A 16,438-nucleotide genomic window follows, 5' to 3' on the forward strand; every position below is an offset into this window, starting at 1 on the left:
CTCGACGCATGCGTGAGAAGCTCGCGACGCTCGCCCGAACGCTCTTCCGCCGTCGGCGCGCCCGCACCGACGGAGGGGAAGCCACCGCGAACCCCTCCGGTGGGTTCCTGAGCGACCAGTTCGTCTCGTCGCTCCCCTACTGGCTCCCCGCGTTCCTGATCATGGGACTCGCCGTCTACGGGGCCATCTTCTGGAATTTCCTCCTGAGCCTGACGGACTTCCAGCAGTTCGGCAACCCCGATTACGGCCACCTCGATCTCGGGATGTACGCGAAGGCGTTCGGCGATCAGGTCTTCCTCGGAGCGCTCCAGAACACGTTCGCGCTCCTCGTCTCGTTCACGCTGTGCTGTCTCGTCGTGGGGCTGCTGATCGCCATCCTCGTCGATCAGAAGATCCGCTACGAGAACACGTTCCGGACCATCTATCTGCTCCCGATGGCGCTATCGTTCGTCGTCACCGCGCAGTTCTGGCTCTGGATGTACAACAAACAGAACGGCGTCGTGAACATCATCCTCGGCGCGTTCGGACTCGGACCCTACGAGTGGATCGGCAATCCGGCGCTCGTGCTCGGCGCGGTCGTCTTCGCGCTCATCTGGCAGTTCAGCGGCTACGCGATGGTCGTCTATCTCGCGGGCCTGCGCGCCATCCCGACCGAGCAGTTCGAGGCCGCGCGCGTCGACGGCGCGACCACCCTCCGGATGTACTGGCGAGTCATCATCCCCCAGTTGAAGGGGGCCACGATCTCCGCTTCAGTCGTCCTGATGGTATTCGCGCTGAAGGCGTTCGACTTCCTCTACTCCCTCAGCGGGAGCTACTACCCCCCGAAGGTCGGACATCCTCGCGACGATGATGGTCCGGCAGGCGTTCAGCGTCGGCCACCGCGCGTACGCGGCGGCGATCGGCATCATGCTGTTCGCGCTCGCGCTCGTCATCATCGCACCCTATCTCGCCTACCAATACCGGGAAGGTGAACTATGACAGATACGACCGATTCCACCGGCACGGACTGGCGGCGCGTCGGCCTGTACGCCGTCCTCGTGCTCCTTGTGGTGTTCTATCTCCTGCCCCTCTGGACGGGGCTGATGACCTCCATCAAGATAGACGCCCTCAGTACCGCCCCGTTCCTCCCGCCCGCGCCCAGCGGCTTCACCGCGATCCACTGGACGCGGGCCGCTCACGCGCTCGCGGGGGGACTCGTGAACAGCCTCATCCTCGCCATCCCGGGGACGATCCTCTCCGCGCTCCTCGGGAGCATGGCCGCGTACGGGCTGACCACGCTCGAGTGGCGCTATCAGATCCCCGTGCTCGTCCTGTTCATCGCGGGGATCTTCATCCCGTATCAGGCGGTCCTCATCCCCGTCTCGAAGTTCTGGGCGGTCTACCTCCCGCTCGGGCAGTACGGCGCCGCGGTCGGCATCCCGAAGTGGCTCGGCGACCTCACCGGCCTCATCATCACGCACGTCGCGTACGGGATCCCGATCTGCACGCTACTGTTCCGCACCTACTACAAGGACTTCAGCGACGAGATGGTCGAGGCGGCGCGTCTCGACGGCGCGACCACCCACCGCATCTACCGGCGGATCATCCTCCCGCTCTCGGTCCCGATGTTCGCGGTGACGCTCATCTACCAGTTCACGCAGATCTGGAACGATCTGCTGTTCGCGCTGGTGATCGTCGGGCCCGGAAAGGGCGCGCCCGTCACGGTCCCGCTCGCCCAGCTGGGTGCGAGCCTCTCCGACGTCGGGTTCGGCATCCGGATGGCCGGCGCGTTCGTCGCGGCGCTCCCCACCATCATCGTCTACGTCCTATTCGGTGACCAGTTCGCGGAAGGAGTCTCCACCTAACACACCATGGCTACACTCGAACTCGACTCGATCACGAAGCACTTCGACGACGACGGCAAGACGATCGTCGCCGTCGACGACGCCAGCATCGACATCGACGACGGCGAGTTCCTCGTCCTCGTCGGTCCCTCCGGCTGCGGGAAGTCCACGACCCTGCGGATGATCGCCGGCCTCGAAACGATCACGAACGGCGAACTCCGCATCGGCGACCGACGCGTCAACGAGGCCAAGCCGCGCGACCGGGACATCGCGATGGTGTTCCAGTCGTACGCGCTCTACCCGCACATGACCGTGCGCGAGAACATGAGCTTCGGCCTTGAGGAGTCCACGGACCTCTCGAACGACGAGATCGCAGAGCGCGTGGAGTCCGCGACGGACACGATGGGCATCAACGACCTCCTCGATCGCAAGCCCTCCGAACTCAGCGGCGGGCAACAGCAGCGCGTCGCGCTCGGGCGCGCGATCGTCCGCGAACCCGAGGTCTTCCTCATGGACGAGCCCCTCTCCAACCTCGACGCGAAGCTCCGCGCGCAGATGCGCACGGAACTCCAGCGGCTCCAAGAGGACCTCGACACCACCACCGTCTACGTCACGCACGACCAGACGGAGGCGATGACGATGGGCGATCGCATCGCCATCCTCAACGACGGCGTCCTCCAACAGGTCGCGACGCCGCTCGAGGCCTATCACACGCCCGCGAACCAGTTCGTCGCGGGATTCATCGGCGAGCCGTCGATGAACTTCTTCGACGTCGATCTCGAGGGCGAGACCGTCGTCGGCGGCGGTCTCGACTACCCCGTGAGCGGGGACGTCCGCGCGACCCTCACCACCGACTCACTCGTTCTCGGCATCCGCCCGCAGGACATCGAACTCGTGGACGCGGTCGAATCCGGCCGCGACGTCGCCGTCACCGTCGACGTCGTCGAACCCATGGGCGACGAGAGCAACGTCTACCTCTCCCTGCCCGACACCCGCGAGGGCGAGACGTTCATCGCGAACGTCGACGGCCGGACGCCGGTCGAGGCGGGCGACGACGTCGTCGCTCGCATCCCCGAGGAGGCCGTCCACTTCTTCGACCGCCAGACCGGCGAGGCGCTGCGCAACCGCGAGTTCGAGGGCGACGCGGACGTCGACCTCTCGCTCTAGACGGCGCGTTCTCCGTCAGGCGTCCTCGGGCGTCTCCGTCGTCAGTTCGAGGGCGTGAATCTCGGTCGTCATCGCGTCGCCGAGCGCGTCGTACACGAGCTGGTGTTGATCGACGAGACTCTCTCCCTCGAAGGCGGGGGAGACGACGGTCGCGGCGAGGTGGTCGTCGTCGTGCTTTCCCCGCGCGCGGGTGACGTTCGCCGTGCTCTCCGGGAGGTTCGACTCGATGAGGTCCTCGACGTCCGCGGGATCCATACCGCAGCGGTGGGCGCGCGCGGGTAAAAGCCGTGCGGAGGCGGTCGTCGCTACGGCTACGTCCAGCGATCGAGACCCGTCTGCGTGACGGACTCCTCGATGCGCTCGAAGGCCCGTTCGATCTCGTCGGCGGCGATCTCCCACTCTTCGACGAGGTAGTCGCGCGCGGCGTCGAGGTCGGGATCGATCTCGGCGTCGTAGTCGTAGTCGTCGGTGACGTCGGGATCGAGGAAGAGCTCGCGGATGCGATCGGCGTCGTCGATGTACGCGTCCTCGTCGTCGAGGACGCCCCAGAGATCGCCGTGCTCCTTCACAGCCGTTAGCGCGGTCTTCGGGCCGTACCCCGAGAGACCGTCGTTGAAGTCAGTCCCACAGAGAATGCCGACGTCGACGAGTTGCTCCCACGTCACGTCGTGTGCCGCGAGCGTGGCGTCGAAGTCCATGCGCTCGACGTCGCCCTTGCTCGTGAGTTGGCGGAGGGTGAGGGGCGCGCCGAGGAGGAGGCAGTCGTAGTCGTCGCTGCCGACGTAATCGACCTCGTCGTCCACGCGAGCCATGTACGACGCTTGGGCTTCGCCCTCCGCGGGCGCCTCGACGACGGGGACGTCGAGCAGACGGAGGAGTTCGCGCGTCGTCTCGTGGATGACCTCGGTGAGTCGCTGGGTCTGCGATTCGAGGCGCGCGACTTCGAGGCGGTCGCCGGCCTCGCGGGCCTCCTCGAGCTTCGCTTCGCGCTTCTCGCGTTCCTCGCGACGCGAGGCGACCTCCTCGTCCTTCAGGCCGACGACGCGGCCGTCGAAGACGAAGACGGGCGTGAGGTCGTGCTCGAAGAACTTCGGGAGACCCTGTGCGACGCCGATGAGGTTCGGGACCTCGGTGCCGTCGCTCGTCGTGTACGCGTCGTCGCGGGTGAACCGGACGGTCGTCGTGAGGTACTTGTAGAGCCAGTTGTGCGCGTCGACGGCGACGACGCCGCCCCCGAGATCGTCGAATCCGACCTCCTCGATGACGGCGAGCTGGCGGAGGTCCGCGTTTCCCATACGCCCGCTATCGGCGCGCGGGCCTTAACGCTCGCCTTCGCCGGCCGGGGCGTCCACGACGGCGGGCGGGCCGTCGCGCGCGTCGAGGAAGGACCGCTCGTCGTCGCTGAGGTCGCGCTCGCGGTAGACGTCGAGACCCGCCGCGTAGTTCTCGGCACGCGCGTCGCACGGGCGTTCGAGGACGAGTTCGGCGAGTCCGGCCGTCTCGACCGTGTAGCCGAAGCCGGCCTTGTGGAGCGCCTCGTAGGCGTAGGGGTTGTTGACGTCGATGCGGACGCGGTCGGCGTCGTCGAGCAGGCGTTCGGCCGCGAACGCGCAGAGGCGCGCGCCGATTCCCTCGCCGCGGCGGTCCTCGCGGACGGTGACGTACCGGAGGACGGCGGTGTCGGGATCGCGCCGATGCGGGCTGAAGGAGACGGCACCGATGATTCCGTCGGCTTCGGCCTCGCGGGCGTCGGGGGGCCACCCCTCGCGGTCGAGGACGCCGTCCGCGACGGCGACGGCCTTCCCGGCGTCGCCGGTGACGAACTTCCCGGCGTAGCTGAAGCGCCGCCAGTCGAGGCGGAGGCGCGGGGCGTCTGGTGGCGAACCGAGGACGGCGAACTCCATGCGCCCGGGAGGGCGCGCGCGGCCTTAGGCTCTAATATCGTGGCGTACCCATCGGAACGTGTGAGCGACGTCGCCCGCTTCGACCGGCTCGCCGTCGTCTACGACTGGTTCGCGCCCTCGGCGTCGCTCGGAGACGTCCGCGCGGGCCTCGCGTACGCGGAGCGCGACGTCGAGTCCGTGCTGGACCTCGCTGGTGGGACGGGTCGAACGGCCGACGCGCTCCGCGAACGGAGCGACGCGAATCCCGATCTCGACGTAACGGTGCTCGATGCCGCACGGGGAATGCTCCGCGAGGCGCGCGCGAAGGACCTTCCAGTCGTGCGGGGTGATGCGACGCGCCTCCCGGTCGCGGACGCGTCGGTCGATGCGGTAGTGGCGACGGACGCGCTCCACCACCTCGACGCGCCCGCGGCGATACGGGAGCGACGCGCGCCCTCCGGCCCGGCGGCGTGTTCGTCGCGTGCGACTTCGACCCGCGCGGACTGCCGGGGCGGGCGCTCGTCGCGGGCGAGCACGCGCTGAGTTTCGACTCGTCCTTCTACGCGCCGGGCGAACTCGCCGGTCTCTTCGCGGACGCGGGCCTGCGACCGCACGGCGTCACGTCGGGGTTCGCGTACGCGCTCGCCGGCGTGAAAACGGACGGCACGCCGACAGGGGAGCGCGACGAACCGATACGCGAATACCGATGACGGCCCAACCGACGCGCATGGCTCTCCTCGACGTCGATCGCCGGACGCTCCGACTGTTCGCGCTCCCGGATCTCGTCGCTATCGTCGCGTTCGTCATCGTCGGCGAGTACCAGCACGGCCGGCTGGCGGCGAGCGCCGCGAACCCCCGACACCTCCTCGGCGTCCTCGTCCCGTTCGTCGTCGGCTGGGCGATCGCGGCGCCGCTCCTGCGGGCGTACAGCGCCCGGACGAACGGTCTCCGCGGTCTCGTCGGGTGGACGGTGCTCGCGTGGCTGGCCGCCGACGTCGTCGGACAGGCCCTCCTCGCGACGGGCGCGTTCTCCATCGGCTTCGATCCCGTCTTCCTCGTCGTCGTCGCGATCTTCGGCAGCCTCTTCCTCCTGATCGCGCGCGGCGTCACGCACGCGATCGCGCGACGCTGACCGCGCCGCCTCACCGTGAGAACCGGTACGTGAGCGATCCGGCTCCGGCGACGGCGGTGGCGCCGCGCATCTATAAGTTACGCGTTGCCATTACAGTAGCAACACATCATCTATGGAGAACACTTATATGAGTGCGGCGCATAGTATTGGATAGATTATGACGAGTTACTACGACCACATCTTGGGGATCATCCCCGTCGCGTTCGCCGCCGTCGCCGCCGCACTCACCCTCGCTGGCTACACGACGGCGGTCGCGATACCCGCCGCGGGCGGGGTGGCGGTCGTGCTCGTCGGCCACGCGCTCTTCGTGGGCGGTCCCACTGACAGCGCGGTGGAGACCGGACAGACAGGCTCGATGACGGCGCAGACCGGCGCGACGGCCGACGAGCGCGCGCCGATAACGGCCGCCGAATAGCCCCTCAATCCTTTTCCGGCCGCTCCGCTAACCCCCATGTATGACCGACTGTCTGCACCTCGCGAGCGACGACGTCGCCGACCTCGCGGACCCCGCCGACTACGTCGCGGCCGTCCGCGACGCCTACCGCCAGCGCGGCGAGGGCGCGCCCGCCGAGCCTCGAACGAAACTCCTCAACGAGGGGCCGCCGGGAATGTTCACGACGTACGCCGCCGTCCTCCCCGAGACGGGCGCGATGGGGGGGTACATGTACGCCGCGGGCTTCGGCGAGCGCGACGCGTGGTTCATGACGCCGCTGTTCGACGCCGAGAGCGGTGAACCGCTCGCGCTCCTCGACGGCGCGAGCATGAACCCCTACAAGACGGGCGCGGCGGGCGCCGTCGGGACGGACGCGCTCGCGCGCCCCGACGCGTCCTCGCTCGCCCTCATCGGGAGCGGCGCGCAGGCCCGCGGGCAACTGCGCGCGATCGACACCGTCCGCGACCTCGAAACCGTCTGGATCTACTCGCCGACGAAGGAGCACCGCGAGGACTTCGCGGGCGAGATGAACAAGCGCCTCGACGCCTCCGTCGCCGCCGTCGCCTCCTCCGCGGCCGCGATCGAGGACGCCGACATCGTCGTCACCGCGACGAACGCGCCCAGTCCCGTCTTCGACGGCGACCACCTCGAACCCGGCACGCACGTCACCGCGATGGGCCAGTACGATCCCGAGAAGCGGGAACTCGACGCCCGCACCCTCGAACGGGCGAAGTACGTCCTCGACCTCGAAGCGCGCGTCGAGACCGACGCCGGAGCGTTCATCCTCGCGAAGGAGGAGGGCGTCGTGGGCGAAGCCGACGTCCACGGCGAACTCGGCGACGTCCTCGCGAAGCGGATCCCCGGCCGCGAGAGCGCGGAGGAGATCACGGTCTTCGACTCCGGCGGCACGGGGATCGAGACGGTCGCCGCCGCGCACATGCTCTACGAGCGCGCGCGTGACGAGGGACGCGGCGACGCGGTCGATTTCGCGCCCGCGAGCGAAGCGCTGACGGGCGAATAGGGCGATCACCCACCGGTCACACGGACCACGCCCGCGACCACACGGATCACGCCCGCGACCACACGGATCACGCCGCACTCACACGTATCACTATCCGTTCGGGGCGCGAACGGAGACTCATGCCCGCCGCCGAGACGCTGCGCGACCTGCTCTCCGAGGGGACGGCGCTCACCATCGTCTGTCACAACAACCCGGATCCGGACTGCCTCGCGAGCGCGCTCGCGCTCGGGCGGATCGCCGCCGCGGCCGGCGTCGACGAGCGACGCATCCTGTATAGCGGTGAGATCTCACACCAGCAGAACCGCGCGTTCGTCAACCTCCTCGACGTCGATCTCGAATCGCTCGATCCCGAGGCGGTCCGTGATCGGGCGGACGGATCGCTCCTCGCGTTCGTCGATCACGGCGTCCCCGGCGCGAACAACCGCGTGCCCGAGGGGACGCCGGTGGACGTCGTCATCGACCACCACCCCCACGAGTCGATCGACGCCCGCTTCGTCGACCACCGCGAGGACGCCGGCGCGACGGCCACCATCCTCACCGAGTACGTCCGCGACCTCGACGTCGAGATCGACGCGACGCTCGCCACCGCGCTCCTGTTCGCCATCCGCCGCGAGACGCTGGGCTTCCTCCGCGGCGCGACGAGCGCGGAGTACGCCGCCGCCGCGTTCCTCCACGAGCGCTCCGACGGCGACCTCCTCCGACAGCTCGTCTCCCCGGCCGTCAGCGGCGCGACGGCCGACGCGATCGCCACCGCGATCGAGAACCGCTCGATCCGCGGGTCGGCGCTCCTCTCGAACGTCGGTCGGACGAACGAGCGCGACGCCCTCCCGCAGGCCGCCGACTACCTCGCCACGCTCGAAGGCGTCGAGACCGCGGTCGTGTTCGGCATCGTCGAGGACGCCATCCAACTCAGCGCGCGCTCGACGGACTCGCGCGTCCACGCCGGCGACGCGCTCGACGAGGCGTTCGGCGACGCCGGGAGCGCCGGCGGCCACCGCGAGATGGCGGGCGGCGAGATCCCGCTCGGCATCTTCGCCGACGACGCCGCCGACGGCGAGAAACTCGGCTCGCTCGTCGAGACCGTCGTCACCGCGCGCCTCGCGGACGCCTCGGGCTGGAGGAAGCGGAGAGCGCGGAGGGAGCGAGCGAGGAGTGAGACGAGTGCGAGGTGACTCGCGGGTCGCATTCGCTCCCCGCTCGTTCGTTCGGTTGCGCGACTACTCCTCGCTCAACCGGCTCGCGGCTCCCCCGTCGCCGTTCGCCTGTTCCCGCGCCGGACCTACTGGTCCGACGCGAGGTGGCCCGGCACCCACTCACCCTCGAACTCCTCGTGGAGGAAGGGTCTCGGGTTCTCGCCGGCGTAGGAGGCGACGAGCTGGCCGTCGCCTTCGAGGTAGTACTTGTACGTCGTCAGTCCGTCGAGACCGACGGGACCGCGGGCGTGGATTTTGCCCGTGCTGATGCCGACCTCGGCGCCGAGACCGTAGCGATAGCCGTCGGCGAAGCGCGTCGAGGCGTTGTGGAAGACGCTCGCGGCGTCCACGCGCGTCATGAAGTCGCCCGCGCGATCCGCGTCCTCGGTGAGGATCGACTCGGTGTGCTTCGAGCCGTAGGCGTTGACGTGGTCGACCGCCGCGTCGAGCGAATCGACGACCTTCAGCGAGAGCACGAGGTCGCCGTACTCCCGCGACCAGTCCGCCTCGCTGGCGGGATCGACGTCGACGATCTCGCGCACGTCGGCGTCCCCGCGGAGTTCGACGCCGGCGTCCGCGTAACGCTCGACCATCCCGGGGAGGAAGTCGTCGGCGACGGACTCGTGAACGAGGAGGGTCTCGACGGCGTTACAGACCGCGGGATACTGGACCTTCGCGTCGAACGCGACGTCCGCGGCCATGCCGAGGTCCGCGTCGCGATCGACGTAGACGTGACAGACGCCCTCCGTGTGCCCGAGGACGGGGATCTTCGTGTTGTCCTGCACGTACTGGACGAACGCGGAACTCCCGCGCGGCATCACGAGGTCGACGGACTCGTCCATCCCGAGGAGGGTGTCGACGTCCTCGCGCGCCTCGATGAGCTGCGCCCACCCGTCGGGCATCGTCGCGCTCGCGTCCCGCGGTCGCTCGCGCTCGCCGTCCCGCGGGCTCTCGCCCTCGCGCTCGCTCTCGCTCGACCCCGCGCACGTCGCGTCGCGGACGACGTCGAAGAGGACGCGATTCGAGTGCGTGGCCTCGCTGCCGCCCTTCAGGATGACGGCGTTACCCGACTTCAACGCGAGCGCGGCGATCTGCACGAGCGCGTCCGGCCGGGACTCGAAGACCGTGGCGACGACGCCGATCGGGACGCCGACCTCGTAGAGTTCGAGGGCGTCGTCGAGCCGGCGAGCCGCCAGCGTCTCGCCGAGCGGGTCGTCCTGCGCCGCGACGCTTCGCACCATCTCCGCGATGCTCTCGATCTTCGCGGCGTCGAGCGTCAGGCGATCGACGAACGCCCGCGTGTAGTCCCCGGCTTCGAGGCGCTCCTCGGCCGCGGCGACGTCCTTCTCGTTCGCGGCGAGCACGCGCTCCTCGGCGTCCTCGATGGCGTCCGCGACGGCGCGGAGCGCCGCGCTCCGATCGGCGTCGGAGACGTTCGCGAGGTCGAGCGCGGCCGACTCCGCCTCGTCGACCTTCGTCTCGGTGCCGCGGTCGGTCTCACTCATCGCCGTCTCCCTCGTCCGGCAGGAATATCGTTCCGACGGAGTCGGCGTCGGCGACCTTCGAGAGGACGTCCGGCTCCGCGGACGCCGCGATGATCGCGGGGATCCCGTGCTCGCTCGCCCGCCGCGCGCCCTCGACCTTCGTTCGGATGCCGCCGAACTCGCCGACGGACGTCTCCTCGACGAGGTCGCGAACGGCGTCGTAGTTCTCGCCGACCGCGTCGATCAGCGTCGCCTCCGAGTCCTCCTTCGGGTTCCCCGTGTACACGCCGCCCACGTCCGTGAGCGTGACGAGGAGATCGCTCTCGACGCCGACCGCGAGCGACGAGGAGAGCATGTCGTTGTCGCCGATCCGGAGTTCCTCGCTCGCCACCGCGTCGTTCTCGTTCACGATCGGGACGACGCCCCAGTCGAGCAGCGTCTCGATGGTCGTCTGGAGGTTGCGGTAGCGCTCGGGGTCCTCGAGGTCGTGCTGCGTGAGGAGGAGTTGGGCGACGCGGGTGTCGTAGCGCCGGAAGCTCTCCGTGTACCGGTGGACGAGCCGGCTCTGCCCGACCGTCGAGAGCGCCTGTGACTCCTCAAGGCTCTCCGCCTCGTCTTGGAGATCGAGCATGCCGATTCCGGCGCCGACCGCGCCGGAGGAGACGAGCAGGACTTCCGTCCCGCGCTCGCGGAGGTCGGCGATGTCGTCGACGAGCTTGTCGAGCTTCGCGTCGTCGAGATTCGACTCGTCGTCCGTCAGGGAGTTCGTCCCCGCCTTCACGACGACGCGCTCCGCGTCGGCGGCCCGCCGTCGCGCGGCCGCCGGGTCTACGCCGGCGTCGAGGGCGTTAGACACGCCGTGCCACCCCGCTGTCGGTGTGTTCCGCGTGCGTCATCGCGTAGAGCCACGGCCGAAGCGCTCATACGCGCTTTGGTTCCGCGCGTCCCGGGGGAAGACACTTACCGACCGCGGACGCACCGCCGCCATGCCACGCCCTCGGACGCGACGCCACGCCCTCCGCGCGCTCGGCACGGGTCTCGTCGCCGGTCTCGCCGGCTGCACGGACGACGGCGGAACGACCGGCACGACGGACACGAGCACCGAGACGTCGACGACGTCCCGCGGCACCGGTGCGGGCATCGACGAACGCGAGACGTCCGACCCACCCGGCGAGCCCGCGCTCTCCCCCTCGGGCGCGTGGCCACGGCCGCGTTTCGACGCCGCGAACACGGGCGCGAATCCGGACGGTGCGGGCCTGCGCGCCGGCGAACAGTACTGGCGACTCGACGCCGGCGGCTCGGCGAGCGTCACGGATGCCGGTCTCTACAACACCTCGCGCAGAGCGCAGAAGTACGCCGATCTGACGCGGCGCGATCCCGCGACGATGGCCGTCGAGTCGTCGACCCGCCTCGTCCAGTACGGCGTGAACGGCCCGCCGGTCGCCGCGGGCGGTCGCGTCTACGTGACGACGTTCATCGAGGTGTTCTACCTCGCCGCCGACCGCGACGCGGTGCTGTGGCGCGGTCCCGAGATGGACGGGATCCAGTGTCCGCCCGCGGTCGCGGACGGTACGGTGTACGTCAGCAGCGGCGGCTTCAAGGACGTTCCCGCACAGATCCGAGCGTTCGACGCCGCGAGCGGCGAGAAGCAATGGCGCTACGACACCGGATCAGAGGCGAAGGGGACGCCCGCGGTCGCGAACGACACGGTGTACGTCGCCGCGCGGGACGGTCTCCACGCCGTCGACGCCGCGAGCGGGGAGCGCCTCTTTCGGCAGTCCGCCGTCTCGGAGCCGTGGTCGACGCCGGTCGCGGCGGGCGGGGCGGTGTACGCGATGGGCGGCGAGAGCAACGACTCGCTGATCGCGGTGGACGCCGCGAGCGGCGACGTCCGATGGACGACGCGCGCGCCGGCGATGGGGAACGCGCCTCCGGTCGCGAGCGACGGACGCCTCTACGTCGGAACCGAATCCGGTCTCGCGGCGCTCGATCCGGCGGACGGGTCGGTCGCGGCGCACCTCGGGGGGAGCGGCGTCCCGGCCGCGCTCGTCGGGGAGACGCTCTACGCGATCGACCGGGGGACGCTTCGCGCGCTCGACGCTGACGGCGACGACGAACTGTGGTCGCACGAGACGGAGCGGGTGCAGGTGACGGACGTCATCTCGCAGTCGATCGGCGGCGTCGCGCCCGTCGACGGCGCGGTGTACGTCAGCGCCGCCGACGGCTTCCACGGCTTCGGGCCGGTGCGGGACTAGAGGTAGGGTCCGAGGCCGAGCGCCGACACCACGGAGAGACCGGACGCGAGCGCGCCGACGAGATAGCCGAGGATCGCGCCGCCGTTGAGCAGCGGGAGGCCCGCGTGCGCCCGCCCCTGCAGGACCATGCGGAGGAGGAGGGCGAGGCCGATCATCGTGCCGACGAGCGCGGTCGCGGCGGGGAGCGGGACGCCGGCGACGGCCGGGACGTCCGTGACGAAGAACGCCGCGGAGGCGACCATCACCGTCGGCATCACGGCGTCCCCGAGGCCGATCATGATGCTGTCGCGGCCCTCCTCGCCGTGCGTCTCGGCCTCGCCCTCGCGGGCGTCCGTCCCGTCGCCGTCGTCGCGGGTGTCGCCGTCGTCGCGGGCGTCCGTCCCGTCGTCGCTTGCCGTGTTGCCCTCCGCGTCGCCGTCATCCTCGTCCTTCGCCGCGACCTCGGCGGCACGCTCGCGGAAGGAGTAGCTCCGGACGGTCGGGTAGACGAGCAGCACCGGCACCTTCAATTCGACGACGCCGGAGGCGAGCGTGAGCATGTGTTCGGTGCCGTAGACGCTGATCGCGTCGTAGACGGCGAGCGCGCCGAGGAGGACGATCGCGGGCAGCACGCCGAAGCTGATGCCGAAGAGCGCGGCCGCCCCCGCGCCCATGACGACGCCCGCGGCGTCGATCACCCACCACTCGGGGTAGGCGTAGAGGGCGCCGACGAGGACGGCGGCGGCGAGCCACGGGAGGACGTTCACGCCGTCCGGGCCGCCGACGATCACGCCGGGGAGGACGCTCGTGACGTAGACGGTGATCATCGCACCCGTGAAGAGGATGAACCCCCGGAGGAGCTGCTGGCCGCCGTACTTCAGCGCGACGAGGATGGCCGCCGTCGCGACGAGCAGGACGACGACGTAGAAGACGCTGTTCGCGGGGTTCTGCGGGTCCTGAACCGTCTGGTACCCCGCTTGCTTGAACGGCTCGACGAGCGCGAGCGCGCCGATCTGGATGGCGAGGAAGGTGAGGAAGATGCCCCCGCAGGCCGCGAGCACGCCGGTTCGCTGCTTCATATCCGCGACGACCCGCGCGCGGCCCTTCGCCCTTTCGGGTCAGACGCGCTCGCGAAGGCGACGCGCCGTCTCCGCGTTCGCCTCCCCGTCGCCCGGCCACGCGAGCCGCACGTCGTCGTCCTCGTCGCGCGGGACGACGTGGACGTGCGCGTGCGGGACGTCCTGACCGGCCGCGACGCCATTCTGTTGGAGGACGCTCACGCCGGCCGGGTCGAGGGCGTCCTCGACGGCCGCCGCGACCCGCCGGACCGTCCAGAAGACGGCGCTCGCGAGGTCGCCCGGCATGTCCGTCAACGTCTCGTGGTGGGCCTTCGGGACGACGAGCGCGTGCCCGGTCGCGGCGGGCGCGTCGTCGAGGAACGCGAGCGTCCGGTCGTCCTCGTGGAGTCGGTGCGCGGACTGCTCACCGGCGACGATCTCGCAGAAGGCGCAATCGCTCACGCGCGTCAGTTCGCGCTCCCATCGGGAAAGGGCCTGCGCTCTATCGGACGTAGAGCTTCGACCCGAGGAGGTCGGCGGGCGTCGCGTCGTCCGGCGTCACGGCGAGATACGGCCTCGACACCGGCCCGAAGACGTCGACGACGCGACCCACGTCGCGAGGCGCTCGTTCACGACCTCCGCGCCGATATCGGGGTGCTCTGCGTCGGGACAGCGGACGATCGCGAGGCCCTGCGCGCTGCGGACGACGTCGCCCGCGCGCTTCATTCGCGGAGGGTGGCGACGTACGCGCCGACGGCTTGCAGGAGGTCGGACTTCCCGGCGTCGCCGGCGTCCTTCACGAGGACGCGACCCGACTCCGTCCACCCCCGTCGGGGATAGGCCTTCTCGCGTTCGATGACGGCGTCGTAGCCGACCTGTCCGACGGCCTGCGCGATCTCGTCCACCGTCGGATCGTCGACGGCGAGCGAGCGCGGGACGCGCCGGCCCTCGCGGCGCGAGAGCGTCGCGTCGAAGTAGGCAGGCCAGATGACGTTCTCGACCATACGAGCGCTAGTCGACGCCGTGGGTAAAGCGTGTCGGAGGCGCGGACGGCGCGCGTCAGCGCCGCCGCAGGGCGAGCGCGGCGAGCGAGAGCGCCAGCGCCGCGAGACCGAACCCGAAGCCGGGCGAGGATCCCGACGTCGTGCTCGTGGACGACGCGTTCGCGGTCGACGTGGTCGACGCACTCGGAGACGCGTTCGTCGTGGTCGTCGTGGTCGTCGTGGCGGTGCTCGCCGACGCTGTCGTCGTGACGGTGCTCGTCGTCTCGTTCCCGCTCGCGCTCTCGTTCGCGACCGTCGTCGCGTTCGCCGCACCGATCGCGTACGTCGAGAAGCCCGAGGTCGTCGCCGCGTACGCGCTCCCGTTCAGGTGCGTCGTGGGAAGCGCGTTCCACGTCCCGTTGTGGTGACGGTAGAGCGTGACGTTCGCGGAATCGGTGCCGTTCGGCAGGTCGTCCGGCGCGACGCGGAAGCGGATCGTCGCCTCGCTGACGTTCGCGTCCGAGACGCCGGTCGCGTTCAGGACGAAATACCGACTCGCGCTCGCGTTCGCCACGTCGAGCGGATCGGTGCCGTTCGGGACCGCCGTCGTGGGATCGCTGACGGTGAGCGTCAGATTTCCGGCGCGCGTCCCGTTCGCGAGCGAGACGTTCGCGCCCGTGACGGCGGTCGCGTTCGCCGAGATGTTCGTGACGGACGCGTTCGCCGAGGCGTTCGTGACGGACGCGTTCGCCGCCGACGCGTTCGCGAAGTCGACGCTGACGTTCCCGCTCGCGTTCCGGATCGACGCCGTGACCGAGGCGTTCGCGCGGGCGAACGACACGGTGGCGTTCGCCGTCGCGCCGGACTCGGACTGCGGGGGCGTCTCGGTCGTCGTGGTGGTGACGCCGACCGAGTAATCGTGGTCACTGTCGTCGAGGGAACCGCCGGACGGGACCGCCGAGCCGGTGACGGCCGCCCACGCGTCCGGGTGGATCGCCCGCGTGATGTTCTCGATGGCGTAGACGACGCGCGGGGCGGGCTGAGAGACGTGGTTCGCGTTCACCTTGACGACGTTCCCGTTCTGGTAAGCGCGCGTGTGTGAGACCACCTTCGTCTGCGGGAGGAGGTCCTTCGCGTCCTTCGACTTCGTCGAGGCCGTGTACGTCGCGAGGAGCCAGTCCGGGTCCTGATTGACGACGAACTCCTCGCTCGGCTGGGGGTAGGAGGTGGTGAAGTCGCCGTCGAGCGCGATGTTGTGCGCGCCGGCGAGGCTCATGACGTCCGTGATGAACGATCCGGGTCCCGAGGTGAAGCCACCGGTCTGCGGGTAGTACATCGTCGGCGTGTCGTCCGCCCGCTCGCGGACCTCCCGCACCGTGTCCATGTGGTCCTCCATCAGATCGACGGTGTCGTCCGCCTCGTCGCAGTTCCCGACGAGGTGGCCCGTGAGACGCGTCTTCGCCTCGATGTCGTCGATGCTCGACGCTTCGTGGAACTTATAGACCGTGACGCCGGCCTCGCGCAGTCGCTGTGCGGTCTTGTCCTTCTGGATGTTCGCGAGGAGGACGAGATCGGGCGACCGCGCGAGGACGTCCTCGACCTTCGCGTAGCCGTAGGAATCGACGACCGTCGGCTTCGCGCTCGCGTTGTCGAGGTAGGACGTGTACGAGGAGATGCCGACGACGCGGTCCTGTGCGCCGAGTTCCCAGACGGTCTGCGCGCCGCTCGCGCCCACGACGACGATTCGCTTCGGCGCGCCGTCCACGGTGACGCTCGTCCCCGTCGCGTCCGTCGACGTGAACGGGTACGTGCAGGTCGAGGGGACGGTCGTGTAGGTCGTGTTGACGTTGCTCGTATTGATGTCGGTGGTGTTGGCGTCGGCGTCGGTAGCGTTGGCGTCGGTAGTGTTCGTGTCAGTGATGCTGATCTCGGTCGTATTGGTATCAGTTGTGTTGGTCTCGGTCGTGGTGGTGTCAGTCGTATTCCCCCCACTCGTGTTGTTCGTCGCGGCCGTCGGCGCATCGATG

The 16,438-nt window shown here is 69.7% G+C and carries 18 protein-coding genes and 2 pseudogenes; 10 read left to right on the top strand and 10 right to left on the bottom strand.

Annotation, left to right across the window (positions count from 1 at the left end; translation table 11 throughout):
* Nucleotides 1–8: 8 nt before the first annotated feature.
* From AOZ13_RS01605 to AOZ13_RS01615, 3 genes and pseudogenes are all read left to right on the top strand, one after another.
* Nucleotides 9–978: pseudogene (locus AOZ13_RS01605) on the top strand (carbohydrate ABC transporter permease).
* Complete coding sequence (locus AOZ13_RS01610; protein WP_020221544.1) at nt 975–1,844, top strand: carbohydrate ABC transporter permease; 870 nt, start codon at nt 975–977, stop codon at nt 1,842–1,844. Before AOZ13_RS01605 ends, AOZ13_RS01610 begins: the two are co-directional and overlap by 4 nt.
* Nucleotides 1,845–1,850: 6 nt before the next feature.
* On the top strand, nt 1,851–2,990 hold the full coding sequence (locus AOZ13_RS01615) for an ABC transporter ATP-binding protein (protein WP_020221543.1): 1,140 nt from the start codon (nt 1,851–1,853) through the stop codon (nt 2,988–2,990).
* A 15-nt stretch (nt 2,991–3,005) separates the two neighbouring features.
* On the opposite strand, the gene AOZ13_RS01620 is transcribed toward AOZ13_RS01615, so the two are convergent.
* Genes AOZ13_RS01620 through AOZ13_RS01630 form a run of 3 tightly spaced genes read right to left on the bottom strand, consistent with a single transcriptional unit; the run spans nt 3,006 to nt 4,894 of the window.
* Nucleotides 3,006–3,245 carry a BolA family protein gene (locus tag AOZ13_RS01620; protein WP_020221542.1) on the bottom strand — a complete coding sequence of 80 codons (240 nt, stop codon included), beginning with the start codon at nt 3,243–3,245 and terminating at the stop codon, nt 3,006–3,008.
* 56 nt (nt 3,246–3,301) lie between these two features.
* Nucleotides 3,302–4,285, bottom strand: coding sequence for a flap endonuclease-1 (fen, locus tag AOZ13_RS01625; RefSeq protein ID WP_020221541.1), 984 nt, complete (start codon nt 4,283–4,285; stop codon nt 3,302–3,304).
* 24 nt (nt 4,286–4,309) lie between these two features.
* The gene (locus AOZ13_RS01630) at nt 4,310–4,894 is read right to left on the bottom strand and encodes a GNAT family N-acetyltransferase (RefSeq protein ID WP_020221540.1); all 585 of its coding nucleotides are present in this window, start codon (nt 4,892–4,894) and stop codon (nt 4,310–4,312) included.
* Nucleotides 4,895–4,954: 60 nt separating this feature from the next.
* Here AOZ13_RS01630 and AOZ13_RS01635 point away from each other — a divergent pair, with 60 nt between their 5' ends.
* The 6 genes from AOZ13_RS01635 to AOZ13_RS01655 all read left to right on the top strand — a co-directional run bounded on the left by AOZ13_RS01635 (nt 4,955) and on the right by AOZ13_RS01655 (nt 8,631).
* Nucleotides 4,955–5,416: a class I SAM-dependent methyltransferase gene (locus tag AOZ13_RS01635; protein ID WP_234402804.1), complete on the top strand. Its 462-nt coding sequence runs from the start codon at nt 4,955–4,957 to the stop codon at nt 5,414–5,416.
* A complete protein-coding gene (locus AOZ13_RS14690; RefSeq protein ID WP_234402805.1) occupies nt 5,344–5,583 on the top strand; it encodes a hypothetical protein in 240 nt (79 codons plus the stop codon). Before AOZ13_RS01635 ends, AOZ13_RS14690 begins: the two co-directional genes overlap by 73 nt.
* Nucleotides 5,584–5,600: 17 nt before the next feature.
* Complete coding sequence (locus AOZ13_RS01640; protein ID WP_020222703.1) at nt 5,601–6,005, top strand: DUF3054 domain-containing protein; 405 nt, start codon at nt 5,601–5,603, stop codon at nt 6,003–6,005.
* Nucleotides 6,006–6,162: 157 nt separating this feature from the next.
* A complete protein-coding gene (locus tag AOZ13_RS01645) occupies nt 6,163–6,420 on the top strand; it encodes a hypothetical protein (RefSeq protein WP_020222702.1) in 258 nt (85 codons plus the stop codon).
* Between the two features lie 40 nt (nt 6,421–6,460).
* On the top strand, nt 6,461–7,459 hold the full coding sequence (locus tag AOZ13_RS01650; protein WP_021779626.1) for an ornithine cyclodeaminase family protein: 999 nt from the start codon (nt 6,461–6,463) through the stop codon (nt 7,457–7,459).
* Nucleotides 7,460–7,578: 119 nt separating this feature from the next.
* Entirely contained in the window at nt 7,579–8,631 is a 1,053-nt protein-coding gene (locus tag AOZ13_RS01655) for a DHH family phosphoesterase (protein ID WP_021779627.1), read from the top strand.
* A 107-nt stretch (nt 8,632–8,738) separates the two neighbouring features.
* On the opposite strand, the gene AOZ13_RS01660 is transcribed toward AOZ13_RS01655, so the two are convergent.
* Entirely contained in the window at nt 8,739–10,157 is a 1,419-nt protein-coding gene (locus AOZ13_RS01660) for a glutamate-5-semialdehyde dehydrogenase (RefSeq protein WP_020222090.1), read from the bottom strand.
* On the bottom strand, nt 10,150–10,992 hold the full coding sequence (gene proB, locus AOZ13_RS01665) for a glutamate 5-kinase (RefSeq protein WP_020222089.1): 843 nt from the start codon (nt 10,990–10,992) through the stop codon (nt 10,150–10,152). The genes AOZ13_RS01660 and proB overlap by 8 nt, the downstream gene beginning before the upstream one ends.
* A gap of 130 nt (nt 10,993–11,122) precedes the next feature.
* Between proB and AOZ13_RS01670 the strand changes: the two genes are divergently transcribed.
* Nucleotides 11,123–12,391: an outer membrane protein assembly factor BamB family protein gene (locus AOZ13_RS01670; RefSeq protein WP_020222088.1), complete on the top strand. Its 1,269-nt coding sequence runs from the start codon at nt 11,123–11,125 to the stop codon at nt 12,389–12,391.
* Here the strand turns inward: AOZ13_RS01670 and AOZ13_RS01675 are convergent.
* The 5 genes and pseudogenes from AOZ13_RS01675 to AOZ13_RS01695 form a co-directional block, all read right to left on the bottom strand.
* The gene (locus AOZ13_RS01675; protein ID WP_020222087.1) at nt 12,388–13,449 is read right to left on the bottom strand and encodes a presenilin family intramembrane aspartyl protease PSH; all 1,062 of its coding nucleotides are present in this window, start codon (nt 13,447–13,449) and stop codon (nt 12,388–12,390) included. The two genes, AOZ13_RS01670 and AOZ13_RS01675, sit on opposite strands and share 4 nt — an antisense overlap.
* A 39-nt stretch (nt 13,450–13,488) precedes the next feature.
* Nucleotides 13,489–13,890, bottom strand: coding sequence for an HIT family protein (locus AOZ13_RS01680; protein WP_021779628.1), 402 nt, complete (start codon nt 13,888–13,890; stop codon nt 13,489–13,491).
* Nucleotides 13,891–13,930: 40 nt separating this feature from the next.
* Nucleotides 13,931–14,154 (bottom strand): annotated as a pseudogene (locus AOZ13_RS01685) (H/ACA ribonucleoprotein complex subunit GAR1).
* Nucleotides 14,151–14,432 (bottom strand): signal recognition particle subunit SRP19, encoded by a 282-nt coding sequence (gene srp19 / locus AOZ13_RS01690; protein WP_020222609.1) that lies wholly within the window; start codon nt 14,430–14,432, stop codon nt 14,151–14,153. The pseudogene AOZ13_RS01685 and the gene srp19 overlap by 4 nt, the downstream one beginning before the upstream one ends.
* A 55-nt stretch (nt 14,433–14,487) precedes the next feature.
* On the bottom strand, nt 14,488–16,438 hold a 1,951-nt coding region (locus AOZ13_RS01695), incomplete at its 5' end, for a PGF-CTERM-anchored ABC transporter substrate-binding protein (RefSeq protein ID WP_049933685.1).

It is taken from the genome of Halarchaeum acidiphilum MH1-52-1 (assembly GCF_000474235.1).
In the GTDB taxonomy this organism is placed as follows: Archaea; Halobacteriota; Halobacteria; order Halobacteriales; family Halobacteriaceae; genus Halarchaeum; species Halarchaeum acidiphilum.

Bases quoted from the DNA above. Each gene is read 5' to 3' on its own strand.
- AOZ13_RS01610 (WP_020221544.1), top strand. From the start codon at position 975: ATGACAGATACGACCGATTCCACCGGCACGGACTGGCGGCGCGTCGGC.
- AOZ13_RS01615 (WP_020221543.1), top strand. From the start codon at position 1,851: ATGGCTACACTCGAACTCGACTCGATCACGAAGCACTTCGACGACGAC.
- AOZ13_RS01620 (WP_020221542.1), bottom strand. From the start codon at position 3,245: ATGGATCCCGCGGACGTCGAGGACCTCATCGAGTCGAACCTCCCGGAG.
- fen (WP_020221541.1), bottom strand. From the start codon at position 4,285: ATGGGAAACGCGGACCTCCGCCAGCTCGCCGTCATCGAGGAGGTCGGA.
- AOZ13_RS01630 (WP_020221540.1), bottom strand. From the start codon at position 4,894: ATGGAGTTCGCCGTCCTCGGTTCGCCACCAGACGCCCCGCGCCTCCGC.
- AOZ13_RS01640 (WP_020222703.1), top strand. From the start codon at position 5,601: ATGGCTCTCCTCGACGTCGATCGCCGGACGCTCCGACTGTTCGCGCTC.
- AOZ13_RS01645 (WP_020222702.1), top strand. From the start codon at position 6,163: ATGACGAGTTACTACGACCACATCTTGGGGATCATCCCCGTCGCGTTC.
- AOZ13_RS01650 (WP_021779626.1), top strand. From the start codon at position 6,461: ATGACCGACTGTCTGCACCTCGCGAGCGACGACGTCGCCGACCTCGCG.
- AOZ13_RS01655 (WP_021779627.1), top strand. From the start codon at position 7,579: ATGCCCGCCGCCGAGACGCTGCGCGACCTGCTCTCCGAGGGGACGGCG.
- AOZ13_RS01660 (WP_020222090.1), bottom strand. From the start codon at position 10,157: ATGAGTGAGACCGACCGCGGCACCGAGACGAAGGTCGACGAGGCGGAG.
- AOZ13_RS01670 (WP_020222088.1), top strand. From the start codon at position 11,123: ATGCCACGCCCTCGGACGCGACGCCACGCCCTCCGCGCGCTCGGCACG.
- AOZ13_RS01675 (WP_020222087.1), bottom strand. From the start codon at position 13,449: ATGAAGCAGCGAACCGGCGTGCTCGCGGCCTGCGGGGGCATCTTCCTC.
- srp19 (WP_020222609.1), bottom strand. From the start codon at position 14,432: ATGGTCGAGAACGTCATCTGGCCTGCCTACTTCGACGCGACGCTCTCG.